Below are 24,282 nucleotides of genomic sequence, written 5' to 3' on the forward strand. Positions count from 1 at the left end.
AAAGCAAATCCCCCATCGCCCGTTGGGCGATTCGCCCCCTTTTTCAAAGGGGCAACAACGGAGCAAAGGCAGCGCGGCAAGCCCCGCTTACAAATCCAGCAGATAGAAAGTGTTGCAGCCGCCGTGGCCGGTGGCGCCCATCGACCCGTCGATGCGCCGGAACCCGGTGCGCTCGTACAGCCGCATCGCCGCGTCCATGCCGGACAGGGTTTCCAGATAGCAATGCTCGAAGCCGAAACGGCGCGCCGCGGCCAGGCAGCGCGCCATCAGCGCCGCGCCGGCGCCCAGGCCGCGCAGCGAGGGCAGGAAGTACATCTTGCGCAACTCACAGACGCCCGCATCGCCGCCTTCCAACGGCGCCACGCCTCCGCCGCCCTGCACCTCGCCGCCGCGTTCGACCACGAAATAGGCGCAGCGCGGTTCGGCGTAGGCGCGGCTCATCCAATCCACTTCCGGGTCGTTGATCGCGAAGCCCGTGCCTTTCGCGCCGAACTCCGGCATCACGGTGCGGACGATCGACGCCATGGCGGCATCGTCTCGGGTTTCGATGGGGCGGATCGAAAAAGCGTCGGCGGTTTCAGGCATGGGCGAGGTCGGGATTGCGATCGAGGCGGTGCACGAATTCGTCCGGCGCCAGGCCGGGTGCGAACAGGAAACCTTGGCCGACGGGAACGCCGAGCTGCACCAGGAACTGCCGCTGCGCTTCGGATTCTACGCCCTCGGCGACCAGTCCCAAGCCCAGGCTGCGCGCGATCGCCGCCACCGCGCGGCATACAGCCACGTCGGACTGGTTGTCCGGCACGCCCTGCACGAACAGTTGGCTGAGTTTCAGGCCGTGGATCGGCAGGCGCCGCACATAGTTCAACGCGCTGTAGCCTTCGCCGAAATCGTCGATGGTCAGCACCACGCCCAATTCGCGCAGCGCCATGAAGGTCTTGACCGTGTCGGGGGCGTCTTCGATCAACACGCGCTCGGTGAATTCCAGCTCCAGCGCGCTCCCGGGCAGACCGAACTCGGCCAGCGCGTCGCGCACGCTGGCGGCGAGGTCCTCGGCCAGGAATTGGCGGTAGGACACGTTGATCGCGACACGGACGATGCCGTAACCCTGTTCGCGCCATTCGTGCACTTGGCGGCAGGCTTCGCGCAATACCCAGCCGCCGATGCGGACGATGTCGCCTGTGGTTTCGGCATGGCCGATGAACACGTCCGGGCGCATCTCGCCGAGCTGGTGGTTTTCCCAGCGGATCAGCGCTTCGGCGGCGATCACACGGCCGTGGCGCAGATCGACCTGAGGCTGGTAGACCAGATGGAATTCGTCGTTGTCCGCGGCGCGGCGCAGATGGGTTTCGATCTGCAGCCGGTCCTGCTGGCGCTGCGCGAGTTCGGGCGTGAAGGTCTGCCAGCCGTTGCGCACGCGGCGCTTGCTGTCGTACATGGCCGCGTCGGCGTTCTGGATCAGCTGCTGCGGACGGTTGCCGTCCTCGGGCGCGTAGGCGATGCCGATGCTGGCGGTGATGGTGAATTCGTCTTCGCCGAAGCGGAAGCCGTCGCGGAAGGCTTCCAGCAGCGCGTTGGCCAGGCGTTCGGGCCGCGACGGATCGTCGCCGGTGGCGCAGACGATCAGGAATTCGTCGCCGCCGAAACGGGCGATCAAGCCTTCGTGGCCGGCCGCGCCGACGATGCGCTGCGCGGCGGTGACCAGCAACTCGTCGCCCGCGGCGTGGCCGAGCACGTCGTTGACGGTCTTGAAGCGGTCCAGATCCACGTACAGCACGGCGATGCTGTCCTGGCCCGGCGTGCCGAGCATCGCCGACAGCTCGCCGAGGATGGCGTCGCGGTTCATCAGCCCGGTCAACGGATCGGTGCGCGCTTGGATGCGCAGCACGTCTTCGGCTTGCTTGCGCTGGGTGATGTCCTGGATGGTGCCGCTGAGCCGGGTCGCGCTGGGATTGCCGGCTTCGGCTTCGCCGATCATGCGGATCCAGAACGCATGGCCGTTCTCGCGCAGGCCCTGCAATTCCAGATCGAAGCCGGCGTTGACGTCGACCAGCCGATTGAGCGCGGTCTGCAGCGGCTGGCGATGGTGCGGGCGCAGGCAGTCGAGCAATTCCAGCATCGTCTCGGGCGCGTTGCCACGGCCGAGGATGCGGCGCACTTCGCCGGTCAGGTAGAGCTGCTGGTTGACGCGATCCCATTCCCAGCCGCCGACGTGGGCCAAGGCCTGGGTGCGGTCGAACAAAGCGTTGTCGCGCTTGAGCGCGGTGACGTCGCTGAACAGCGCGAACACCTGGGTCGGTTCCGAACCGCCGGCCGAGAACACCGGCACGTGCGTCACCGAAATCCAAGTCATCTGTCGGCTGGGCAGATGGAACATGCCGAGCACCGTACTTTCGATGATCTGACCGGTGCGCATGGCGCGCATCGCCGGTTGTTGTTCGGCGGTGAGTTCTTGGCCGTTCTCGCCGACGATCTTCCAATCGGCGGGCTTGAAGCTGCGTTGCAGATTTTCGCCCGGCGCCAGGCCGAAGATGCGGTGCGCGGCCGGATTGGCCGATACCGCATGCAAGCCGCTGTCCTGATCGGCCTGAAACAAGACCACGCCCTTGTCGATCGATTCCAGCAGCAGCCGGTATTTGGATTCGGATTCCCAGCGCGTGCTCAGGTCGCGCGCCACCGCCACGATGGCGCGGCGGCCGTCGTATTCGATGTTGGCCGAATGCACTTCCACCGGAAAGCGCGTGCCGTCGGCGCGCATGTTGCTGACTTCGATCACGTAGCTGTCGCCGCGGTCCAGCGCTTCCAGCACCGGATCCATGTGGTCGCGCGGCAGATCGGGATTGAGCACGTGGATCGGGCGGCCGACGATGTCTTCGCGCGGCCGCCGGTAAGCGGCCATGCCGGCCGCGTTCAAATCCAGCACGGTGCCGTCCAGGCCGATGATGCTGGTCGGATCGGGCACGGCGTCGAACATCGTGCGGTAGCGTTTGCGCGCGGCTTCCGCTTCGGCCAGCGAAGCGTGCAGCGCGTCGCGGGCCTGCACGAGCAAAGTTCGCGTCGATGCGGGCGTGGCGGGGTCGTCGATCGCTCGTTCGAGCGCTCGTAGCGTCGCTTCGGCCGCGGCCTGGGAATCCAGATCCGTCGGCGTTTGCGCGTTCACGCGGCCGCCAATGCCTTGCCGACCTTGCTGCCGGTCTCGCGGCCGAGCAAGGCCGCCAGCCAGCGCCCGGTTTCGGCGAGCCGGTCGAGATCGATGCCGGTTTCGATGCCCAGGCCGTGCAGCATGTAGGCCACGTCTTCGCTGGACACGTTGCCGCTGGCGCCTTTCGCGTACGGGCAGCCGCCGGTGCCGCCGACCGCGGCGTCGACGACGGCCACGCCTTCCTCCAAGCAAGCGAGGATGTTGGCCAGGGCTTGGCCGTAGGTGTCGTGGAAATGGATCGCCAGCGCCGCCATCGGCACTTCCGCCGCCACCGCCTTGAGCATGGCGCGCGCCTTCTGCGGCGTGCCGACGCCGATGGTGTCGCCGAGCGAAATCTCGTAGCAGCCCAGGCCGTGCAGACGCTTGGCGACGCGGACCACGTCGCTCACCGGCACTTCGCCCTGGTAGGGGCAGCCGAGCACGGTCGATACGTAGCCGCGCACGCGTACGCCATCGCGCGCGGCGCGTTCGAGCACAGGACGGAAGCGGTCGATCGATTCGTCGATGCTTGCGTTGATGTTCTTGCGGTTGAAAGCTTCGGACGCCGCGGTGAACACCGCCACTTCGTCGGCGCCGACAGCGCGGGCGCGGTCGTAGCCTTGTTCGTTCGGCACCAGCACGGGGTAGGCGATGCCGGGCTTGCGGGCGATGCCGGCGAACACTTCGGCGGCGTCGGCCAGTTGCGGGATCCATTTCGGGCTGACGAAGCTGGTCGCTTCGATCGTGCGCAGGCCGGTTTGCGACAGGCGATCGATCAGCGCGATCTTGTCGGCGGTGGAGACCATCGCCTTTTCGTTCTGCAGGCCGTCGCGCGGGCCGACTTCGACGATGCGGACGAAGCGGCTCATGGCGACGCCTCCGGTCCGGAACCGGCGTGCGGCATCGTCTGGGCGGCGCGGACCGTCATGGCTCCAACACTACCAGCACCGCATCGGCCTCGACGAAATCGCCGGCGGCCGCGCGCAGTTCGGCGATCACGCCGTCGCGCGGCGACTTCAACGCCAGCTCCATTTTCATCGCTTCCATCACCAGCAGCTCCTGGCCTTCGACCACGGTGTCGCCAACGCCGGCCTTGGCCAATACCACCCGGCCCGGCATCGGCGCCACGAGGCGATCCTCGCCCCGGCCGGCGCCTACCGGCTCGTATCGGTATTGGGCCACGGGTTCCAAACGCAAGCGGCGCGCGCCGTCGTGCACGTCGAGCGTATCCACGCCCGAGGCCACCTGGAAACGCCACCCCTGACCATCGAAACGTACGCTGAGGGCGCCATCGGTCAGGCGCGCGCCCGAAACCTCGACGCGGCCGCCGGCGTGCTCCAGCCGGTATTCGCCGCCGCTGCCGTGGCCGACCACTTCCAGCCGCTGGCCGCGATGCAGGAACGCCAACGTCCGCCCGCCCGCATGGCCCAACCGCCAACCGTCGGCGATGGCCCAGGGCGAGTCGGGATCGCCCGAAGCGAGCGCCTGTTCGCGGCGTTCGGCTTCCTGCATCAACAGCTTGGCGGTGGCGGCCGCCAGCAGCAGCTCGGTTTCGGCTTGCTGCGCCGGCATGAACTCGTCCAGATGCCGGTCCAGATAGCCGGTGTCGATACGGCCGCCGACGATGGCCGGATGCCGCGCCAAGCGCTCCAGGAATTCGACGTTCGATTTCGGACCTTCGATCCGGCACTGCGCCAAGGCTTCGCGCAGCCGCGCCAATGCGCTGGGCCGGTCTTCGTCCCAAACGATCAGCTTGGCGATCATCGGATCGTAGAAGATCGTGACCGTATCGCCTTCGATCACCCCCGAATCGATGCGCACGTTCGCCGACGGCGCGGGCAGGCGCAATTGCTTCAGCTTGCCGGAGCCGGGCAGGAAACCGGCTTCGGGGTCCTCGGCGTACAAACGCACTTCGATCGCATGGCCGTGCTGGGCGATGTCTTCTTGGCGCAACGGCAGAGCATCGCCGGCGGCGACGCGCAATTGCCATTCGACGAGATCCAGCCCGGTGACGAGTTCGGTGACCGGATGCTCGACTTGCAGCCGGGTGTTGATCTCCATGAAATAGAAGCCGCCGTCGGGCGCGACGATGAATTCGACCGTGCCGGCGTTGACGTAATCGATGGCGCGCGCGGCCAGCACCGCGGCCGCGCCCATCGCCGAACGCATTTCAGGGGTGAGGAAAGGCGAGGGCGATTCTTCAAGCACTTTCTGGTAGCGGCGCTGGGCCGAGCATTCGCGTTCATGGAGGTGGATCGCATTGCCGTGCGCATCGCCGAACACCTGGATTTCGATGTGGCGCGGTTGTTCGACGTAGCGTTCGAGCAGCACGCGATCGCGGCCGAACGCGCCTTTGGCCTCGCGCTGGCAGCTTTCCAAGTTGGGCAGGAACTCGCCGGCGTTGCGGACGATGCGCATGCCCTTGCCGCCGCCGCCGTGCGCGGCCTTGATCATCAACGGATAGCCGATGCGGTCGGCTTCGCGTTGCAGCGTCGCCGCGGATTGGTCTTCGCCGGTATAGCCCGGCACCACCGGCACGCCGGCGGCCAGCATCAGTTCTTTCGCGCCGGCCTTGCTGCCCATTTTGCGCATCGACGCCGCTTTCGGGCCGATGAAGACGATGCCGGCCGCTTCCGCCGCATCGGCGAAGTCGGCGTTTTCGCTGAGGAAGCCGTAGCCGGGATGGATCGCCTGCGCGCCGGATTTCTTCGCCGCCTCGATGATCGCATCGCCGCGCAAATAGCTGTCCTGCGGCCGCGGCCCGCCGATCGGATAGGCCTCGTCGGCCAGGCGCGCATGCTGCGCGTCGGCGTCGGCTTCGGAGAACACGGCGACCGTGCGGATGCCGAGCTTGCGCGCGGTGCGGATTACCCGGCAGGCGATTTCGCCGCGGTTGGCGATGAGGATTTTGTCGAACATTTTTTTAGACACGGATTAGGTCCGATGAAAGCGGATCAAGCCGGGATTGGCCGAAAACCTTTCGCTTGAATTGGGGGCGAGGACCGAAGTTGAGAAGCAGCCCTACGTGAAGTTCGGAGGCCTTCAGGTAATTCACAAGTTGGGCCTCATGGGCTGGCATGAGATGCGATACGGCCTTGAGCTCAACGATGATTTTTTCGGCGACCAGAAGGTCGCTTTGAAGTCGCCGACGATATGGCCGCGATACTGCACCGTTAGGCATGCTTGCGTTTGCACTTGCAAACCCACGTCCCGAAGGGCGATGGCGAGTGCATTTTCGTAAACGCTTTCCAGAAATCCATGGCCCAGTTCATTGTAGACAGCATAGAAAGAACCGATCACCCGATCGGTCAGTTCCCCTTCTATTAGCGCCGTTTTATCCGCGTGCATCGGCTCTTATCCGTGTCCAAAGGCTCTTAAGCTTCCGGCGCGTGGCAGACGGCTTCGATGTTGTGTCCGTCCGGATCCAGCACGAACGCGCCGTAGTAATGCTCGTGATAGTGGGCGCGGATGCCGGGCGGACCGTTGTCTTTCGCGCCTGCGGCCATCGCCGCTTCGTAGAACGCTCGCACCGACGCACGGTCGGTGGCGGCCACGGCCACGTGCATGCGCGCTTGGCGGTCGCTGGTGCCGATCCAGAAATCCGGTTTGCCCTTGCCGAAGCCGGCGGCGCTGGATCCGTCGCCGGTCATTTCCGGCGTGACTTCCATGACCAGGCCATAGCCCAATGGCGCGAATACGGCTTTATAGAAGGCCAGCGAGCGGGCGTAATCGGAGATCGGGAGGCCGATGTGATCGAGCATGACTCATTCCTTTTTCGCCCAAGCGGGCGGGCGCTTTTCGAGGAAGGCGCCGATGCCTTCCTGGCCTTCGGGCGAAACGCGCAAGCGCGCGATCAGGTCGGCGTTGGCGGCATCGAGCGAATCGCGGTCGGTATCCGCGGCGACGCGGCGGACGAGCGTTTTCGCCGAAGCGGCGGCGATAGGGCCGGCTTTCAGCAGCAGCTCCGTTTGGCGTTGCACGGCCGCATCGAGCACGCCAGAGTCCACCACTTGGTGCAGCAGGCCGATCTGCAGTGCGGTATCGGCCCCGAACGCTTCCGCCGTAGCGAACCAGCGCCGCGCCTGACGCGGGCCGATCGCGGCGATCACGTACGGCGAGATCACCGCCGGCAACAGGCCGAGCTTGCTTTCGGTCAAACCGAACTTCGCCTCGGGCACGCCGATGGCGATGTCGCAGCAGGCGACCAGGCCGACGCCGCCGCCGAAAGCCGCGCCCTGGACGCGGGCGATGGTCGGCTTGGGCAGTCCGTCCAAGGTGCGCATTAGGCGGGCGAGGGCGAGGGCGTCGTCGCGGTTCTCGCGTTCCCCGGCTTGGGCCATGCCGCGCATCCAGTTCAGATCGGCGCCAGCCGAAAACGAGGCGCCGGCGGCTTCCAATACGACGACCCGGATGTCCGGCTCGAGCGCCAGTCGCTCCAACGCCGCGGTGAGCTCGCCGATCAGCGCCGAATCGAAGGCGTTGTGCAGCTCCGGCCGGTTCAGCCGCAGGCGCGCGACCGGGCCGGCGCGGTCGATCAGCAGGGCGGTCGGGGTCATCGGCAGGCTCGCGAACGGGGCCTGCATCATAGCCGGAGGCCGCGCCGGTCCCGCTGGCGCCGGCCGTCGCCGGCCGTCGCCGGCAAGTGCTAGAATGAGAACAATTCTTGTTTGCCGATGCGATGATTCTCACCGACCTTCCGATGCGCACCTCGGCCACCGTCGAAGCCGTAGAAGACCGCGTTCCCAACGACGCGATCGCGCGCCGCTTGCGCGAATTGGGTTTCGTCGACGGCGAGCAAGTGCAGGTGATGGCGGTCGGGCCGATCGGGGCCGAACCGCTGTTGGTGCAGATCGGCTACACCCGCTTCGCGCTGCGCCGCGAAGAAGCCGCCCGCGTGCGCGTGCGCAGCAACGGGAGCGGGCACGCATGAGCGCCGCTGCCGTACCGTTGCGCTTGGCCTTGGTCGGCAATCCGAACAGCGGCAAGACCGCGCTGTTCAATCTGCTGACCGGCAGTCGGCAGAAAGTCGCCAATTACGCCGGCGTCACCGTCGAACGCAAGGAAGGCCGCCTGGTCGCGCCGTCGGGACGGCAATACGCCATCCTCGATCTGCCCGGCGCCTACAGCCTGCATCCGGCCAGTCTGGACGAAGCCATCGCCCGCGACGTCTGCCGCGGCTTCTATCCCGGCGAGCCCGCGCCCGACGCGTTGGTCTGCGTGGTCGATGCGACCAACCTGCGCCTGCATCTGCGTTTCGTGCTGGAGCTGCGCGAAATCGGCAAGCCGATGGTCGTCGCCCTGAACATGGCCGATGCGGCGCGCCGGCGCGGCATCGAAATCGATATCGCCGCGCTGCAGCGCGAACTCGGCGTCCCGGTGGTGGAAACGGTGGCCGTGCGCCGCGGCGGCGCGAAGGCGCTGGTGGAAGCCTTGGACTGGATGGGCGCGGATGCGCAGCCGCCGCAAAAGAAACTGAGCGAACGCCATGGTGCGGCCGCCGGCGCGGAAGAAGCGCAGGATCTGCACGCCGAAACCCGCCGCTTGTTGTCGCTGGCGGTGACGATGCCGCGCCGCACCGCGCGCATCGACGATGCGCTGGACCGTTGGCTGCTTCACCCGGTGTTCGGCTTGCTCGCGTTGGCGGCGGTGATGTTCCTGATCTTCCAGGCCGTGTACGCCTGGGCGACGCCAATGATGGACGCCATCGACGCGGGCACCGCTGCGCTCGGCGCATGGGTGTCGACGACTTTGCCGGAAGGCCCGCTCAACAGCCTGTTGGCGGACGGCATCATCGCCGGCGTCGGCGGCGTGATCGTCTTCCTGCCGCAGATCCTGATCCTGTTCGCTTTCATCCTGGCGCTGGAGGAATCCGGCTATCTGCCGCGCGCGGCGTTCCTGCTCGATCGGATGATGGCCGCCGCCGGCCTGTCCGGGCGTTCGTTCATTCCGCTGCTGTCCAGCTTCGCCTGCGCGATCCCCGGGATCATGGCGACGCGTTCCATCCAGGATCCGCGCGACCGCTTGGCGACGATCATGGTCGCGCCGCTGATGACTTGCTCAGCGCGGCTGCCGGTGTACGCGCTGCTGATCGGCGCCTTCATCCCGCAGCAGAAAGTGTGGGGCGTGTTCAATCTGCAAGGCCTGGTGCTGTTCGCGCTGTACATGGCCGGCATTCTCAGCGCGCTGATGGTGTCGTGGGTGATGAAGAAGTGGCGCCGCGACAAGAGCGAGCACGCGCTGCTGCTGGAATTGCCTTCGTACCGCTTGCCGCATCCGCGCGATCTGCTGATCGGCTTGTACGAGCGGGCGATGATCTTCTTGAAGCGGGTGGGCGGCATCATCCTGGCGCTGACCATCCTGCTGTGGTTCCTGCTGTCGTTTCCGGCCGCGCCGCCGGATGCGGTCGGTCCGGCGATCGACTACAGCTTCGCCGGCCGCATCGGCCATGCGATGACGGCGGTATTCGCGCCGGTGGGCTTCAATTGGCAGATCTGCATCGCGCTGATTCCCGGCTTGGCGGCGCGCGAAGTGGCGGTGTCGTCGCTGGCCACGGTCTATGCGTTGTCGGCCGCCAACGACGAAGCGGCGGCGCAGGCGCTGTCGCCGCTGATCGCGAACGGCTGGTCGCTGGCGACGGCCTTGTCGCTGCTGGTGTGGTTCATCTACGCGCCGCAGTGCATTTCGACCTTGGCGACGATCCGGCGCGAGACCAATTCCTGGAAGCAGGTGGCGATCAGCGCCGGTTACCTGTTCGGGCTGGCGTACCTGGCCTCGTTCGTCACCTATCAAGTCGCCGTCGCGCTGGGAGCGGGATGAGCGCGTCGCTGCTGCTGCAGTATTTCGCCATCGCGCTGGCGGTGCTCGCGAGCGCGCTGTTCGTGGCCAAGCGCCAGTTCCCGAACGCGGTGCGCCGATTGCGCATCGCCTGCGCGTTGCCGCTGGTGCGCGAGGGTCGGCCGGCATGGTTGCGTGCGCTTGGGAAGCGGATCGCGCCGCCGGTCTCGCCGGCGGGCGCGGGCGCCTGCGGCGGCTGCGACAACTGCGAAACACCGTCGCATTCCTGATCTGCCGTATTCGCTTCGTTTTTGTAGAGTCGAGCCTGCTCGACTGCTCTTCGCGGACGCGCAATCAAAGCAGTCGAGCAGGCTCGACTCTACAAAACAATACGAAAGCCGAGATGAGGGGCGGGGCCCTTCCGAAACGATCAGTGGCGACGGGCTTTGGCGCCGGTCGGCGCATACATTTCCACGGCGAGGGAAAACGTGCGCGATTCGTTCGGATGCAGCGCGCCCACACCGACCACGTGGCGCGAAACTTCTTCGCCGCGTTCGTTGGTCACCACGACCACGACCGAATATTCCGACGAACCGGCGTCGGCCGGCTGCCGAATGATGCCCTCGACCTTGAGCGGCGAGGGCAGCGGTTGCGCCAGCGGCGAGGCCGCCGAATCGATGCGCAGATAGTGCTTGCACGCCGGGCAAACCGCCGCGCTTTCCAGGATCCTGGTCTTGCAATGCGGGCAGGTCCGCGTGGAACCTGCCGTGCCCGGGCGCGGGTTGCTCATGCGCCCGCGCCGTTCTCCGACGACGACTTCTTGCCGCCCTTGTCGTCCCAGCCGAAGTCGGCCTGGCCGCGCATCTTGGAGCCGGCGGCGACGGTGAGCGAGCCGGCCTTCAGATCGCCGACGAGCACGCCGCTGGCCTGCAGTTCGACGACCGCGGCCGATTCGATATTGCCTTCGAGTTCGCCGGCGATGGTGACCTTGTTCGCTTTCACGCCGCCGGTGAGCTTGGCGCCTTGTTCGATCGTCAGGTCGCCCTGCACGTTGACGTCGCCCTTGAACTTGCCGGCGATGCGGACGTGGCCGGTGCCTTCGATCTTGCCTTCGATGGTGATGTCGGAAGCGATCAGCGATTCCTTCGCCGTCGATGCGCGTGCGGGCGCAGGCGCGGGCGCTGCGGCGAACGCGGGTTGCGCGGGCGCGAAGTCCTTGTTGGCTTCCGGTTCGCGCACCGGCGCGGGCGGCGGATCCATCGGGAACGGCGCGGTGTCTTTCTTGGCGGGGGTCGGGTCTTTCCAGATCGCCATGGGGAAATCCTCTAGTCGAAGGCAGGCAGGGGCAGGACGTAGTCCGTCCCCGGAGACTAGCACGCTAATTTCGCGTGATGGTTGCGATAAGTCTCATTAAACCGAAGGCTTGCGCGATATTTCGACAGGAATTGTTAAATAACCGTCACGCCGGGCCCACAGGCTCCGCCGGCCTTACATCCTGAATACGCCGAACTTCGCCGGCTCGATCGGCGCATTCATCGAGGCCGAAATAGCCAGGCCCAGCACCCGGCGCGTATCGGCCGGATCGATCACCCCGTCGTCCCATAGCCGCGCGGTGGCGTAATACGGGTTGCCTTGCGATTCGTACTGCTCGCGGATCGGCGTTTTGAACGCGGCTTCTTCTTCGGCGCTCCAGCGCTTGCCGGCCGCTTCGATGCCGTCGCGCTTGACCGTCGCCAGCACGCCGGCGGCCTGTTCGCCGCCCATCACGCTGATCCGCGCGTTCGGCCACATCCACAGGAAGCGTCCGCCGTAGGCGCGGCCGCACATCGCGTAGTTGCCGGCGCCGAAGCTGCCGCCGATCACCACGGTGAATTTCGGCACCGACGAGCAAGCCACTGCGGTCACCATCTTGGCGCCGTCTTTGGCGATGCCGGCGTTCTCGTATTTCTTGCCGACCATGAAGCCGGTGATGTTCTGCAGGAACACCAGCGGGATGCCGCGCTGGTTGCACAGTTCGATGAAGTGCGCGCCCTTCAGCGCGCTTTCCGAGAACAGGATGCCGTTGTTGGCGACGATGCCGATCGGATAGCCGTGCAGATGGGCGAAACCGCAGACCAGGGTCTTGCCGTAGCGCGCCTTGAATTCTTGGAACTCGCTGCCATCGACGATGCGCGCGATCAGCTCGCGGATGTCGAACGGGCGGCGCGTGTCTTTCGGCACGACGCCGTACAGCTCTTCGGCCGCGAACAGAGGTTCGCGTACCGGCGCGGTTTGCACCGGCACGCGCTTGTCGCGGTTGAGCGTGCCGACGATGTCGCGCGCGATCTGCAGCGCGTGCATGTCGTTCTCGGCGAAATGGTCGGCCACGCCGGACACGCTGGTGTGCACGTCGGCGCCGCCCAGGGATTCGGCGTCGACCACTTCGCCTGTGGCGGCTTTCACCAGCGGCGGGCCGCCGAGGAAGATCGTGCCCTGCTCCTTGACGATGATCGATTCGTCGCACATCGCCGGCACGTAGGCGCCGCCGGCGGTGCAACTGCCCATGACGACCGCGATCTGCGGAATGTTTTCCGCGCTGAGCCGCGCCTGGTTGTAGAAGATGCGGCCGAAGTGCTCCTTGTCGGGGAAAACTTCGTCCTGCAGCGGCAGGAAGGCGCCGCCGGAATCGACCAGGTACACGCAGGGCAGGCGGTTCTCGCGCGCGATCTCCTGCGCGCGCAAATGCTTTTTCACCGTCATCGGAAAATAAGTGCCGCCTTTCACCGTGGCGTCGTTGGCCACCACCACGATTTCCTGGCCCAGCACCCGGCCGATGCCGGCGACGATGCCCGCCGCGGGCGCGGCGCCGTCGTACATGCCTTCGGCGGCCAAGGCGCTGAACTCCAGGAACGGCGAGCCCGGATCGAGCAGGGCGGCGATACGGTCGCGCACGAGCAGCTTGCCGCGCTCGGTGTGCTTGTTGCGGGCTTTCTCGCCGCCGCCGCCGGCCGCTGCGGCCAGACGCGCGTCGAGTTCTTCGACCAAGCCGCGGTGATAGGCGGCGTTGTCTTGGAAATCCTGCGAACGCGGATCGAGTTGCGAAGTGAGTACGGGCATGTCGGAGTCCGGCGAAGCCTGTGCGGCCAGGGCGACATTGTGCCCGGCCTCGCCATCGGATGCCGAGCGCTTGTCTTTTGTGTGAGCGGCTTCAGCCGCGAGCTTTCCTTGCAGATCGCGGGGAGCAAGAGAAGAGCTCGCGGCTGAAGCCGCTCCCACAAAGACGGGACGCAAAAAAAGCCCCGCCGAAGCGGGGCTTTTCGCGCATCGCCGATACGGCGATTTACTTCTTTTCTTCGGCCTTCTTGTCGGCTTCGGCGGCGGCTTCGTGCGCCTTGTCGGCGACCTTCTGCGCAGCGTCGCCGGTGGCGTTCGCGGCATCGGCGGCGGCCTGGCTGGCGGTAGCGCCGGCTTGGTCGGCGGCGGCGGCGGCCTTGTCGGCCGCGGCATCCATCGCCTGGCCCGCTTCGGTCGCGGCTTCGCCGGTGGCGGCCGCGGCGGCGTCGGCGCCTTCCTGCACGGCATTGCCGGCGGCCTTGGCGGCGTCGGCGGCTTGATCGGCAGCCTGGTCGGCGGCGGCGGCCGCTTCGCTGGATTCCTGCTGCGCGGTCGCGGTTTCGTTCTTGCAGGCCGAGAGCGCCAGGACGCCAGCGGCGAGCAGTACGTAGAGCTTGGTGTTCATGGTCATCTCCGGTCGATGGATGAGGGTGGCGCGATTGCGAGCGCAATCTAGCGCAGTGTCCGGAAAAGAAAAAGCCGCCGGAGACCGGCGGCTTTTTCGGGTCCAACGAAAAGAAGTATTACTTCTTCTCTTCCGGCTTGGCTTCGCCTTCCTTAGCGGCTTCGGCGGCGTCCTTGGCGGCGTCGGCAGCCTGGCCAGCGGCGTCGGCGGCGTTGGCGGCCGTGTCGGCGGCGGCGTCGGCAGCGCCGGCAGCGGCGGTGCCAGCGGCGTCGGCCGAGGTGGCGGCGGCGTCAGCGGCGGTGGCAGCGGCGTCGGCCGACTGCTGGGCGGCGTCGGCAGCCATCGTGTCGCCAGCGGCGGCGGCGGTGTCGGCAGCCTGCTGGGCTTCGGTCGCGGCGTTGGCAGCGTCGGCAGCCGATTCCTCGGCCTGCTTCTGGTTGCTGCACGCGGCCAGGGCCAGACCCATAGCCAGGGCGAGCAGAGCCTTGTTCATGGACATAATCGAATTTCCTCGTCGTTTAGTTTAGGCAACGCGCAAATGCGCGCCAATAACATGATGACAAGCCCACCGGACGTGTCAAGCGGTTGGCCGGCTTTTTTTGTGTTACGCGTTCTTAACTTTTTATAGGATTTCGATGGCCAGCGCGGTCGCTTCGCCGCCGCCGATGCACAGCGAAGCCACGCCCCGCTTGCCTCCGCGCGCCTTAAGGGCGTGGATCAGGGTCACCACCAGACGTGCGCCGCTGGCCCCGATAGGATGTCCGAGGGCCACTGCGCCGCCGTTGACGTTCAGCTTCTCGTGGGGAATGCCAAGATCGTGCATAGGCGCCATCGCCACGCACGAGAAGGCTTCGTTGACCTCGAACAGATCGACGTCGCCGACCTGCCAACCCGCTTTTTCCAGCACGTTTGAAATCGCTTTCACCGGCGCGGTGGTGAACCATTCCGGCGCTTGGGCATGGCCCGCATGGGCCACGATCCGCGCCAAAGGCTTGAGGCCGCGCTTGGCCGCTTCGTCCGCGGACATCAGCACGGTTGCGGCGGCGCCGTCGGAAATCTTCGAGGAAGACGCGGCGGTGATTCGCCCTTCCTTGCCGAAGGCGGGGCGCAGGGTCGGGATCTTGGCGATGTCGATCTTGCCCGGCTCTTCGTCCTTGTCGACCACCACGTCGCCCTTGCGGCCTTTCACCGTGACCGGCACGACTTCGGCATCGAAGGCGCCGCCGGAGACCGCGGCTTGCGCGCGCTTGGCGCTTTCGGCGGAGAACGCATCCAACTGCTCGCGGCTGAAGTCGTACTTCTCGCTGGCCATGTCGCCGAACACGCCCATCGCCTTGCCGTCGTAGGGATTGGTCAGGCCGTCCCACGCCATGTGGTCGAGGAATTCGGCGCTGCCGTAACGGATGCCGGTGCGCGAACCGTTTAGCAGATGCGGCGCATTGGTCATCGATTCCATGCCGCCGGCGACGATCACCGCGGCGCTGCCGGCCTTGATCAGATCGTTGCCCAGCATGATCGCCTTCATGCCCGAACCGCAGACCTTGTTGACGGTGGTGCAACCGGCCGCATCGGGGATGCCGGCCGCGCGCGAAGCCTGCCGCGCCGGCGCCTGACCCAGGCCCGCGGGCAGCACGCAACCCATGATCACTTCGTCCACTTGATCGGCCGCCAAGCCCGCATGCTCCAGCGCGGCGACGATCGCCGCCGAACCCAACGTGGGCGTAGGCACACCGGTGAATTGGCCGAGGAAGGAACCGATGGCGGTGCGCTTGGCACCGACGATGACGACGTCGGACATATCGAACTCCGAAGATGTGGGGCGCAGGGGCCAGTGACCCATTATCGCCCTTTCCACCGCGGATTGCTGCAGCGCGTCAAACGCGGTGCGAAAGGGTCGCAGAACTCGCTCTTGCGGATTGCGGCTGAGGCCGTGGGAAGCTACAAACGCGGATGGGAGAGCCCCCGCTCGGATCGCCAAAGGAATAGTGATGAAAGCGTCGACGCCGCAGAACCGCCCGATTTCCACCCCTCTTTCCCTGGCTATCGCGACCGCGCTGACGCTGGCGTTGGGCGCCTGCGGGGGAGGCGGAGGCGGAGGCGGGGGTGGTTTGGTCCGACCGACTCCGCCGCCGCCCACGCCGAGCCGCCCGCAGCCCGCCATCGACGCGCATCTGTCGATGACCAATGCCAAATCGGCGCAAGCGGCCGGATTCACCGGGCAGGGCGTGGTGATCGGGGTGATCGACACTGGCGTCAACCGCAACCATCCGGCGTTGACCGGGCGTGTGCAGCAGAACCTGAATTACGTGGATCCGGCCACCAACAATCTGAGCGTGGACGACGTCGCCGGCCACGGCACCGCGGTGGCGCAGATCATCGCCGGCAAGCCGTTCGGGCAATGGCCGGGCGGCGTCGCGCCCGGCGCGCAGTTGGTGTCGGCGCGGATCATCAACGACAAGCCGCCCAAAGACGACGGGTCGGGCCAAGGCAACGAAGTGCCGCCGGGCGATTCGACGCCGCAATTCCTCGGCCAGGTCAATGCCGACTTGATCAATGCCGGCGTGCGCATCACCAACAACTCCTGGGGCGGTTTGTATTGGAATGCCGCTTCGGTCACCGAAGCGTTCGCCGCAGCGTATGCGCCGTTCGTGCTGAGCCATGGCGGTTTGGTCGTATTCGCCACCGGCAACGAAGGCAATCCGCAACCCAGCGATACCGCTTCGCTGCCCAGCCAAGGCGGCGCGAACGCGGCGGCGCTGGAAAAAGGCTGGCTGGCGGTCGCGTGGTTGAACAACGCCAATCCGAGCGCGTTGGATCCGTCCTCCAACGCTTGCGGCGTGGCGATGAATTACTGCCTGGTCGCGCTGGGCGGCGTGATCGCGACCGGCACCAACGACACCGCCGGCAATCCCACTTACTGGCAATGGTTCGGCACCTCGCTGGCCACGCCGCAGGTGACCGGCGCCGCGGCGCTGGTGTGGCAGGCGTTTCCGTACTTCGACAACGACATGGTCCGGCAGACGTTGCTCGGCGGCGCGGTGGACCTCGGCGCACCGGGTGCGGATCCCGTGTTCGGCTACGGCCTGCTCGACGTGGGCAAGTCGGTGCAGGGCCCTTCCAAATTCAACTGGGGCGATGCGCACGCGAAATTCGACGCGGGCACCTCGGTGTGGAAGAACGGCATCAGCGGCAGCGGCGGTCTGGTCAAAGAGGGCACCGGCACGCTGGAGCTGGCCGGCGACAATAGCTACGCCGGCACCACCCAAGTGTCGGGCGGCACGTTGAAGGTGTCGGGCGACAACACGCAGTCGACGTTCCATGTCGGGCCGCAAGGCAACCTGTCCGGAACCGGAAGGGTCGGCCGCAATTTGAACAACGACGGCAGGGTCACGGTGCAGGGCGCCAGCGATTTGCGCGTCGGCGGCGATTACCGCCAAGGCGACAACGCGACCCTCGCGGTGGATCTGGGCAACCAATTGCGGGTGAACGGCCAGGCCTTCCTGGACGGCACGCTGCACGTGCTCGGCGTCAAGCCGGGCTACACGACGCAATCCCGCGAAACCGTGCTCACTGCGACCGGCGGCCGCAACGGCGTGTTCGACGAATGGACGTCCGCGCCGAGCGTGTTCCTCAACGCCTCGCTGGGCTACGACGCCACTTCCGCGTGGCTGGACATCACCAGCATTAGCGTGACCGCGGTCCAAGGCCTCAACTACACCGGGGCCACCACCGCGTCGGCCGCGCGGGTGGACAATGCGATGAAGGCGATCGACCAGCAGATCGCCGCCGGCAACGGCGGAATCGGCGGGAATTTCATCGCCGCCGCCGGCGACTTCCAGCGCGCTCCGACCTTGCAGGCGGCGGAAGCCTCGCTCGGCAGCCTGTCGGGCGAACTGCACGCCGCCGCCGATGCGATGACTTTCGAAAGCATCGACGCCAGCCGCCGCGCGCTGTCCGCGCGCTTCGACGATCTAGGCGAACGCGGCGCGACCGCCGGCCTATGGCAGCACGATCTCGCCCAAAGCGGCGGCATGGCCCGCTCCGGTTTCAGCGGTTTCGATTACGACTTGAGCGGGCGCATGACCGGCATCGATCTGCGCATCGGCCGCCGCGGCGTGCTCGGCGTGGCCGCCAGCCACACGATGGGCGCCGGTTGGCTGGACCAGCGCAACGACCGCAGCCGCAGCCGCCAGGACGAAGGCCAACTGTACGCCGGATGGATCGGCGAAAGCGCTTATCTGCAAGGCCGTCTCGGCTTCGGCCGCTTCGAACGCAAGGTCGACCGCAGCATCCTGCTTGGCCAGCGCCAGACGGGCGCGGCCACGGCGTATTCCGGCGCTTACGACGTGGCGCATGCCGAAGCCGGCTGGCGCCATCGCTTCGGCGACATCAAGCTCACCCCTTACGTCGCCAGCCAGTACGCGCGCATCCGCAACGACGGCTTCGTCGAATCCGGCGCGGACGGCTTCGGCCTGAAGGCGGGCGCCAGCCGCAGCGAGCGCTGGCAAGCGATCGCCGGCGTGCGCGCCAATCGCGATTGGTATTGGAGCAACGGCCTGCGCTTGGGGTTCGAAGCGCGCGCGGAATGGCAGAACACCCTCGCCGCGCACGGCATCGGCTTCGACGCCAGTTTCGTCGGCGTCGACCAATGGCAAACGCTGTCCGGCATCGGCTTGGCGAATACAAGCCGGTCGTTCGGCGTCGGACTGGATCTGGGCTTGTCGCCGCGCTCCAGCCTGCGCTTCGATCTCGGCCATCGTTACGCGCCGAACTTGGAAGACCACCAGGCTTCGCTGCAATACGCGTTCGGCTTTTAAAACTTATCGCCAGAAAGGAATCGTGTAAGGCTCGTTCGCCTTCTTGGTCTTCAAAGTCGACGTGCGCTCCACGGTCAACACGTGCCGGCCCGGCGCCAGCGCGCGCACGTCGATCATCGCCAACAGCGCAGGCCGGTCGGTGCGCGGATCCTCGCTGATCTCGTAGGCCTGCCCGGCGAGCGGCTTGCCGTCGATACGGATCGCGTGCGCGGCGGTCAGGCAGGCCAGCACGGCGTCCGGCGCCGGCTCGGCCGCAACGGCGGGACAGCGCAGGCGCAACGCGGCGTCGTCGTCGCCGGGACGGTAAGGCACCACCAGCTTCAAGTAAGGCCCGATCACGACCGACGACTGGATATAGGCCACGGCGCGGTCGATGCCAGGATCGCGTTGGTCGTCGTAATGCGACGGATCCACTACCTGTAGCCCCTCTCCCGATGGAAAGCGCGCATAGCCGCCGAGGCTGCTCGGATCCAGCCGCCATATCGTGCTGAACAATGCCGCGGCCATGCCGATGACGACGATGGCCATGGTGAGCGCGCCGATGCGCTTTTCGCCGCCGTGGCTGGCGATCAGCCCGAGCACGTTCGACCCCCGGCTCACGCCCAGCACGCGGTAAAAGCCGATCGCCGCGGCCGATGCGCGCCAAATCCATCCCTGCGGCCGCAGGCGGGGGGCGAGATAGCGGTCGATCGTCATCGCGACGAGCAGCGGCAGCATCAGCGCCATCGCGCTGAGTCCGAAAACACGGGAGGCGTCCGCGTCGATCCCGAGCAGGCGCAGCGCACTTGTCACCAACAAGAACAGCAGGCCGATCGACAAGCTGATCCCCAACAGGCTCGACGCCATCGCCACGCCCAGGGCGAACACGAGGGTAGCGCGATTGTCCGCCGCGTCCATCGCCTCGGGCGGACTCTTTTCCTTGCGTTGTTCGACTTCCTTGCGGATCGGCCCCAGCCGCAGCGCGCTCCAGCGCACGCCGTCGGGAAAGACCGAATACGTGCCGACCAGGGCGATCCATTGCGCGCGCAGCAGCAGATGGATCGAGAAAGTCGTCGCCAGAATCAGTGCGGCGGACTTGAGGTAGACGTGCATGGTCATTAGCGCCGACCCCATGCCGCGATCCACCCTCGGCATCATCGCGAAGATGGCGCCGTCCAACCAACCGGGCAGCTGCAGCATCGCGAACACGGCCACGCCCGAGATCAGCAGTTCCACCTCCCAGGTCGGCGTGGTGCGCTTGGGCAATCCGTCGGGCGCGTGCGATTCGCTCATGGCAATGGTCGGCATGGGGACGGCGCAGGCTGGCAAAGCCGCTGCGACCTTGCAAGAGGGAGAGCGCATAAATTCAACTTGGCAGTTGAAAATTCCAGTCGCCGAAGCTAACATCAACCATATGGTTGAACAAAATCCTGCCGTCCTGGACCAAGTGCTGCGCGCCCTGGCCGATCCCACCCGGCGCGACATGCTGCGCCGTTTGGCCGCGCACGAGCGCAGCGTCGGCGAGCTCGCCGAACCGCTGGACATGTCGCTGGCGGCCGCGTCCAAGCATATCCAGGTGCTGGAGCGCGCCGGTCTGGTCGAGCGCGAAATCCAGGGCCGCACCCACGTCTGCCGGCTCTCGCCGCAGCCGTTGGCGCATGTGGCCGAATGGTTGCGGCTCTACGAAAAATTCTGGAACAAGCACCTAGACGCCCTGGCCGCTTTACTCGAGGCGGAGGACAGGGCGGCCAAGAAGCCGCGCAAGAAGAAAAGCGCCCGCTAACCGCGCTTTCTTGTGGGTGCGGCTTTAGCCGGGAGCTCTTCTTTCAGGTTGCTGCGACTTGTGGGAAGAGCTCGCGGCTAACGCCGCTCCCACAAGGCCTAAACCAGACCGGTGGCGTAAAACAATCCGATCACCACGAACACCGCCAGCGTCTTGACCACGGTGATCGCGAAGATGTCTTTGTAGGCCTGGCGATGGGTCAGCCCGGTCACCGCGAGCAGCGTGATCACCGCGCCGTTGTGCGGCAGCGTGTCCATGCCGCCGGAGGCCATCGACGCGACCCGATGCAGCACCTCCATCGGGATCCCGGCCGCATTGGCATTGGCGATGAAGGTGTCGGCCATCGCCGCCAGCGCGATGCTCATGCCGCCGGAAGCCGAGCCGGTGATGCCGGCCAGCGCGGTCACGGTGACCGCTTCGTTGACCAGCGGATTGGGGATCGCACTCAACGCGTCCGCCACGACCAAGAAGCCGGGCAGGGCCGCGATCACCGCGCCGAAACCATACTCCGACGCGGTGTTCATCGACGCCAGCAGCGCGCCGCCGATCGCTGATTGGGTGCCTTCGGCGAAACTCGCGATCACCGGCTTCCAAGCGAACGCGACCACCGCCGCGATGCCGACCAGCAAGGCGCCTTCGACGGCCCAGATCGCCGCAACTTTGGACACTTCCTGCACCACCGGCGCCGTTTTGCCGACCACCGCGGGGATGAATTCGTGGCTGCCGCCGTACAGCTTCGGGATCAAGGCAGTGAACAGCTTGTTGCTGGCGCCGACCAGCACCAGCGGCAGGATCGCCACCAACGGGTGCGCCAAAGCTGCGCCCGAGAACGCGATGGGTTCGTTCGCCAACGTGCGCGGATCGCCATAGCCTTCGCCGGCTTTGAGCGCAGCCCGACGCCGCCATTCCAGATAAATTAGACCGACGATCAGCACGAACACGCCGCCCAATGTGCCTAGCCAAGGTGCGGCCCAAGCATCGGTGCCGAAGAACGAGGTCGGAATGATGTTCTGGATTTGCGGCGTGCCCGGCAACGCATCCATCGTGAAGGTGAAAGCGCCCAGCGCGATCGTGCCGGGAATCAGGCGCTTGGGGATATCGTTCTGCCGGAACAGTTCGGCCGCGAACGGATACACCGCGAACACCGCCACGAACAGCGACACGCCGCCGTAAGTCAGCAAGGCGCAGACCAAAACGATCGCCAGCATCGCGCGCTGCGCGCCGACCAGGCTGATCGTCGCCGCGACGATGGATTTGGAGAAGCCTGAGATCTCGATCAGCTTGCCGAACACCGCGCCCAGCAGGAATACCGGGAAATACAGCTTCAAGAAGCCGACCATCTTGTCCATGAACAAGCCGGTGAACATCGGCGCGACCAGCGAAGGGTCCGTCAGCAGCACCGCGCCGAGCGCGGCGATCGGGGCGAACAGGATCACGCTGTGGCCGCGGTAGGCGACCCACATCAGGAAAACCAGCGCGGCGAGCACGATCAAAAACGCCATTCGTTATCCGCCATTCCTGGCCAGTCCGGTCCGGGATGCGAGTGTCCGTGCGGCCGCGGCTGCGGCCCATTGTCCGAAGGTACAGGTACCTCGGCCGGGCGTGCGCTTCTAGTCTTACGTCGATTCCTTTGTGGGAGGGGCTTTAGCCCCGACGCTTTTTCGAACCGCCTGTCGGGGCTGAAGCCCCTCCCACAAGGGCGAAGCCGGCTTTCAGGAGGGGAAACGATGAATCGCAAGCATTTGTGCCTGGCCATTGCGTGCGCCTTGCTGTCGCCCACGGCCTGGGCCCAAGAAACCGCAGCGTCCGCGCCGCAAGCGACCACGCTGGACAAAGTCACGGTGACGGCGCGCAAGCGCGAGGAAACCTTGCAGGACGTGCCGGTGGCGGTGACCGCGTTCACTGCGGAAACGCTGGACAAGCTCAACGTCGAAGACTTGAGCGACTTGGACGCGCAGGTGCCGAACCTGACCATCTACGCCGCGCGCGGTTCCAACAGCACGCTCACCGCCTACATCCGCGGCGTCGGCCAGTCCGATCCGCTGTGGGGCGTGGATCCGGGCGTGGGGCTCTATCTGGACGACGTCTACATCGCCCGTCCCCAGGGCGCGCTGCTGGACGTGTTCGATGTCGGCCGCGTCGAAGTGCTGCGCGGGCCGCAGGGCACCCTGTACGGCAAGAACACCATCGGCGGCGCGATCAAATACATTTCCAAGCCGCTGTCTAAAGAGCTGGAAGGCTACGGCTCGGTCACCGTCGGCAATTACGGCCAGCGCGACTTCAAGGCCGCGGTCGGCGGCGGCTTAGGCGGCAACGACGCGCTGCGCGCGAGGCTGGCGGTGGCGGACCTGCATCGCGACGGTTTCGGCGAAAACATCGTCACCGGCGACGACGTCAGCGACAAGAAGGTCAAGGCCGCCCGTTTGAACGTCGGCGCCTACGTCACCGACGACCTGGATCTGCAATTCGCGCTCGACTGGATGGACGACAGCTCGGGCGTGCGCGGCGCCAAGATGCTCAAGCCGAACCGTTTCGCGCCGGCCCAACTGCCGCTGGACGACCGCTACGACGTGCGCAACGGCATGGCCAACATCAACGACACCACGATGCACGGCATGTCGGCCACGGTGAACTATCGCGCCAACGACGATTGGAGCTTCAAATACGTCGTCGCCCAGCGCGATTCGGACACCGAGACCAATATCGATTTCGATACGCTGCAGAACATCATCGCCGACGTGAAGGCGTTCTACAGCGACAAGCAAGTGACCAACGAGCTGCAGGTGAACTACGACGGCGGCGGCCGCGCCCGCGGCGTGTTCGGCGTCTATTGGTTCGACGGCCAGGCCGGCGGCCAGGTGCTGAACAACTTCTTCAACCTGTCCTTCGGCGATACCCAGGGCACGGTCTATACCGAATCCGTCGCCGCCTACGCCGATTGGACTTTCGATCTGAGCGACAAGTGGAAGCTGGATGTCGGCGCGCGCTACACCGACGAAGAAAAGCATGCAGTGGTCTTCAATCAGGGCTATCTGGACCCGCAATTCAAGCGGCCGAGCGGAGTGGTCCTGGCCAATTTCGACAAGACGAAGAGCTTCAAGAACGTTTCGCCGAAGGTCTCGCTCGACTATCAGATTACCCCGGACATCATGGTGTACGGGCTGGCCAGCCGCGGCTTCAAGTCCGGCGGCTACAACATCCGCGCCCAGGCCACCGCTGTGCCGCGCTCGGCCGAGCCGTTCGACGACGAGCAGGTCGACAGCTACGAGATCGGCAGCAAGATGGCCTTGCTCGACCAACGCGTGTTCCTGAACCTGTCCGCGTTCCACAACAAGTACGAGGACATCCAACTATCGGTGTTCACCGCCTACGACAGCAACGGCGACGGCACCGACGATGCCTTCTTCGGCGATTTCACCAATGCCGGTTCGGGTACGGTCAACGGCTTCGAAGTCGAATACCAGTGGCTGCCGAGCGAGCATTGGCTGATCTCCGGCAATCTGGCCTGGCTCGACGCCAAGTACGACGAATTCCTCTACGCCGGCGTCGACATCGCCGATGAGCAGGAGTTCACCAATGCGCCCGATTTCTCCGGCGCCTTGAACGTCGAATACCGCACCGAGCTGGCCAACGGCGGCAACTTGTCGGCCCGCGTCGGCTACAGCTACCAGAGCGACGTGGTGGCGACCACCGAGATCCTGCGCAGCATCCCACCAGGCCGCGCCGGCCCGGTGACGCAGGACGGCTACGGCCTGGTGAGTGCGGGCGTCATCTGGAAGCTCGACGACGCTTGGACTTTCTCCTTGCAGGGCACCAACCTGACCGATAAGGAATATCGAACCACCGGCTACAGTCTGGACAATGCGCTCGGCGTCTACACCGGCTTCTACGGCCCGCCGCGGCAGTACACGTTGTCTGTTCGCTACGACTTCTGAAGCCGCCTGGACGTAGGGCGGAACCTGCGAAGCAGATTCCGCCGCGAGGCGCAGCGCTGGCGGAATCGCCTACGGCGGTTCCGCCCTACCGAGGCTTT

Annotated in this window: 20 protein-coding genes and 1 pseudogene; 6 read left to right on the top strand and 15 right to left on the bottom strand. The window is 66.1% G+C overall.

Annotation, left to right across the window (positions count from 1 at the left end; translation table 11 throughout):
- Positions 1-87: 87 nt before the first annotated feature.
- From FCE95_RS01670 to FCE95_RS01700, 7 genes and pseudogenes are all read right to left on the bottom strand, one after another.
- Entirely contained in the window at positions 88-585 is a 498-nt protein-coding gene (locus tag FCE95_RS01670; protein ID WP_137265263.1) for a GNAT family N-acetyltransferase, read from the bottom strand.
- Positions 578-3,157: a sensor domain-containing protein gene (locus FCE95_RS01675; protein WP_223266740.1), complete on the bottom strand. Its 2,580-nt coding sequence runs from the start codon at positions 3,155-3,157 to the stop codon at positions 578-580. The genes FCE95_RS01670 and FCE95_RS01675 overlap by 8 nt, the downstream gene beginning before the upstream one ends.
- Positions 3,154-4,047: a hydroxymethylglutaryl-CoA lyase gene (locus tag FCE95_RS01680; protein WP_137265264.1), complete on the bottom strand. Its 894-nt coding sequence runs from the start codon at positions 4,045-4,047 to the stop codon at positions 3,154-3,156. The genes FCE95_RS01675 and FCE95_RS01680 overlap by 4 nt, the downstream gene beginning before the upstream one ends.
- 55 nt (positions 4,048-4,102) lie before the next feature.
- A complete protein-coding gene (locus tag FCE95_RS01685; RefSeq protein ID WP_137265265.1) occupies positions 4,103-6,097 on the bottom strand; it encodes an acetyl/propionyl/methylcrotonyl-CoA carboxylase subunit alpha in 1,995 nt (664 codons plus the stop codon).
- A 4-nt stretch (positions 6,098-6,101) separates the two neighbouring features.
- A pseudogene (locus tag FCE95_RS01690) lies at positions 6,102-6,526 on the bottom strand (GxxExxY protein).
- 26 nt (positions 6,527-6,552) lie between these two features.
- The gene (locus FCE95_RS01695; protein ID WP_137265266.1) at positions 6,553-6,939 is read right to left on the bottom strand and encodes a VOC family protein; all 387 of its coding nucleotides are present in this window, start codon (positions 6,937-6,939) and stop codon (positions 6,553-6,555) included.
- Between the two features lie 3 nt (positions 6,940-6,942).
- Positions 6,943-7,734: an enoyl-CoA hydratase-related protein gene (locus FCE95_RS01700; protein WP_137265267.1), complete on the bottom strand. Its 792-nt coding sequence runs from the start codon at positions 7,732-7,734 to the stop codon at positions 6,943-6,945.
- Positions 7,735-7,856: 122 nt separating this feature from the next.
- Here FCE95_RS01700 and FCE95_RS01705 point away from each other — a divergent pair, with 122 nt between their 5' ends.
- The 3 genes from FCE95_RS01705 to FCE95_RS01715 are packed head-to-tail and all read left to right on the top strand — an operon-like array spanning position 7,857 to position 10,242.
- A complete protein-coding gene (locus tag FCE95_RS01705; RefSeq protein ID WP_137265268.1) occupies positions 7,857-8,108 on the top strand; it encodes a FeoA family protein in 252 nt (83 codons plus the stop codon).
- Positions 8,105-9,994, top strand: a complete 1,890-nt coding sequence (gene feoB / locus FCE95_RS01710) for a ferrous iron transport protein B (RefSeq protein ID WP_137265269.1) — start codon at positions 8,105-8,107, stop codon at positions 9,992-9,994. Before FCE95_RS01705 ends, feoB begins: the two co-directional genes overlap by 4 nt.
- Positions 9,991-10,242 (top strand): DUF6587 family protein, encoded by a 252-nt coding sequence (locus tag FCE95_RS01715; RefSeq protein WP_137265270.1) that lies wholly within the window; start codon positions 9,991-9,993, stop codon positions 10,240-10,242. Before feoB ends, FCE95_RS01715 begins: the two co-directional genes overlap by 4 nt.
- A 140-nt stretch (positions 10,243-10,382) precedes the next feature.
- Here the strand turns inward: FCE95_RS01715 and FCE95_RS01720 are convergent, their stop codons facing one another.
- From FCE95_RS01720 to FCE95_RS01745, 6 genes are all read right to left on the bottom strand, one after another.
- Entirely contained in the window at positions 10,383-10,742 is a 360-nt protein-coding gene (locus FCE95_RS01720) for a hypothetical protein (RefSeq protein WP_137265271.1), read from the bottom strand.
- Positions 10,739-11,212, bottom strand: a complete 474-nt coding sequence (locus tag FCE95_RS01725) for a bactofilin family protein (RefSeq protein ID WP_425481291.1) — start codon at positions 11,210-11,212, stop codon at positions 10,739-10,741. Before FCE95_RS01725 ends, FCE95_RS01720 begins: the two co-directional genes overlap by 4 nt.
- Before the next feature lie 228 nt (positions 11,213-11,440).
- Positions 11,441-13,048, bottom strand: a complete 1,608-nt coding sequence (locus FCE95_RS01730) for a carboxyl transferase domain-containing protein (RefSeq protein WP_137265273.1) — start codon at positions 13,046-13,048, stop codon at positions 11,441-11,443.
- Between the two features lie 223 nt (positions 13,049-13,271).
- Positions 13,272-13,670 carry a hypothetical protein gene (locus FCE95_RS01735; protein WP_189644603.1) on the bottom strand — a complete coding sequence of 133 codons (399 nt, stop codon included), beginning with the start codon at positions 13,668-13,670 and terminating at the stop codon, positions 13,272-13,274.
- 118 nt (positions 13,671-13,788) lie between these two features.
- Entirely contained in the window at positions 13,789-14,169 is a 381-nt protein-coding gene (locus FCE95_RS01740; protein WP_137265275.1) for a hypothetical protein, read from the bottom strand.
- A gap of 123 nt (positions 14,170-14,292) precedes the next feature.
- Positions 14,293-15,468, bottom strand: a complete 1,176-nt coding sequence (locus tag FCE95_RS01745) for a thiolase family protein (protein WP_137265276.1) — start codon at positions 15,466-15,468, stop codon at positions 14,293-14,295.
- A 379-nt stretch (positions 15,469-15,847) separates the two neighbouring features.
- On the opposite strand from FCE95_RS01745, the gene FCE95_RS01750 reads away from it, so the two are divergent.
- Positions 15,848-18,487, top strand: coding sequence for an autotransporter serine protease (locus FCE95_RS01750; RefSeq protein ID WP_189644604.1), 2,640 nt, complete (start codon positions 15,848-15,850; stop codon positions 18,485-18,487).
- Between the two features lie 3 nt (positions 18,488-18,490).
- Here the strand turns inward: FCE95_RS01750 and FCE95_RS01755 are convergent, their stop codons facing one another.
- Positions 18,491-19,759 (bottom strand): hypothetical protein, encoded by a 1,269-nt coding sequence (locus tag FCE95_RS01755; protein ID WP_137265278.1) that lies wholly within the window; start codon positions 19,757-19,759, stop codon positions 18,491-18,493.
- Positions 19,760-19,880: 121 nt separating this feature from the next.
- On the opposite strand from FCE95_RS01755, the gene FCE95_RS01760 reads away from it, so the two are divergent.
- The gene (locus tag FCE95_RS01760) at positions 19,881-20,249 is read left to right on the top strand and encodes an ArsR/SmtB family transcription factor (RefSeq protein ID WP_137265279.1); all 369 of its coding nucleotides are present in this window, start codon (positions 19,881-19,883) and stop codon (positions 20,247-20,249) included.
- Between the two features lie 98 nt (positions 20,250-20,347).
- Here FCE95_RS01760 and FCE95_RS01765 read toward each other — a convergent pair whose 3' ends face one another.
- A complete protein-coding gene (locus FCE95_RS01765; protein ID WP_137265280.1) occupies positions 20,348-21,751 on the bottom strand; it encodes a GntP family permease in 1,404 nt (467 codons plus the stop codon).
- Between the two features lie 225 nt (positions 21,752-21,976).
- Here FCE95_RS01765 and FCE95_RS01770 point away from each other — a divergent pair, with 225 nt between their 5' ends.
- The gene (locus tag FCE95_RS01770) at positions 21,977-24,184 is read left to right on the top strand and encodes a TonB-dependent receptor (RefSeq protein ID WP_137265281.1); all 2,208 of its coding nucleotides are present in this window, start codon (positions 21,977-21,979) and stop codon (positions 24,182-24,184) included.
- Positions 24,185-24,282: the final 98 nt, after the last annotated feature.

Origin of the sequence: Luteimonas gilva (assembly GCF_005239095.1) — a bacterium.
Classification (GTDB): Bacteria; Pseudomonadota; Gammaproteobacteria; order Xanthomonadales; family Xanthomonadaceae; genus Luteimonas_C; species Luteimonas_C gilva.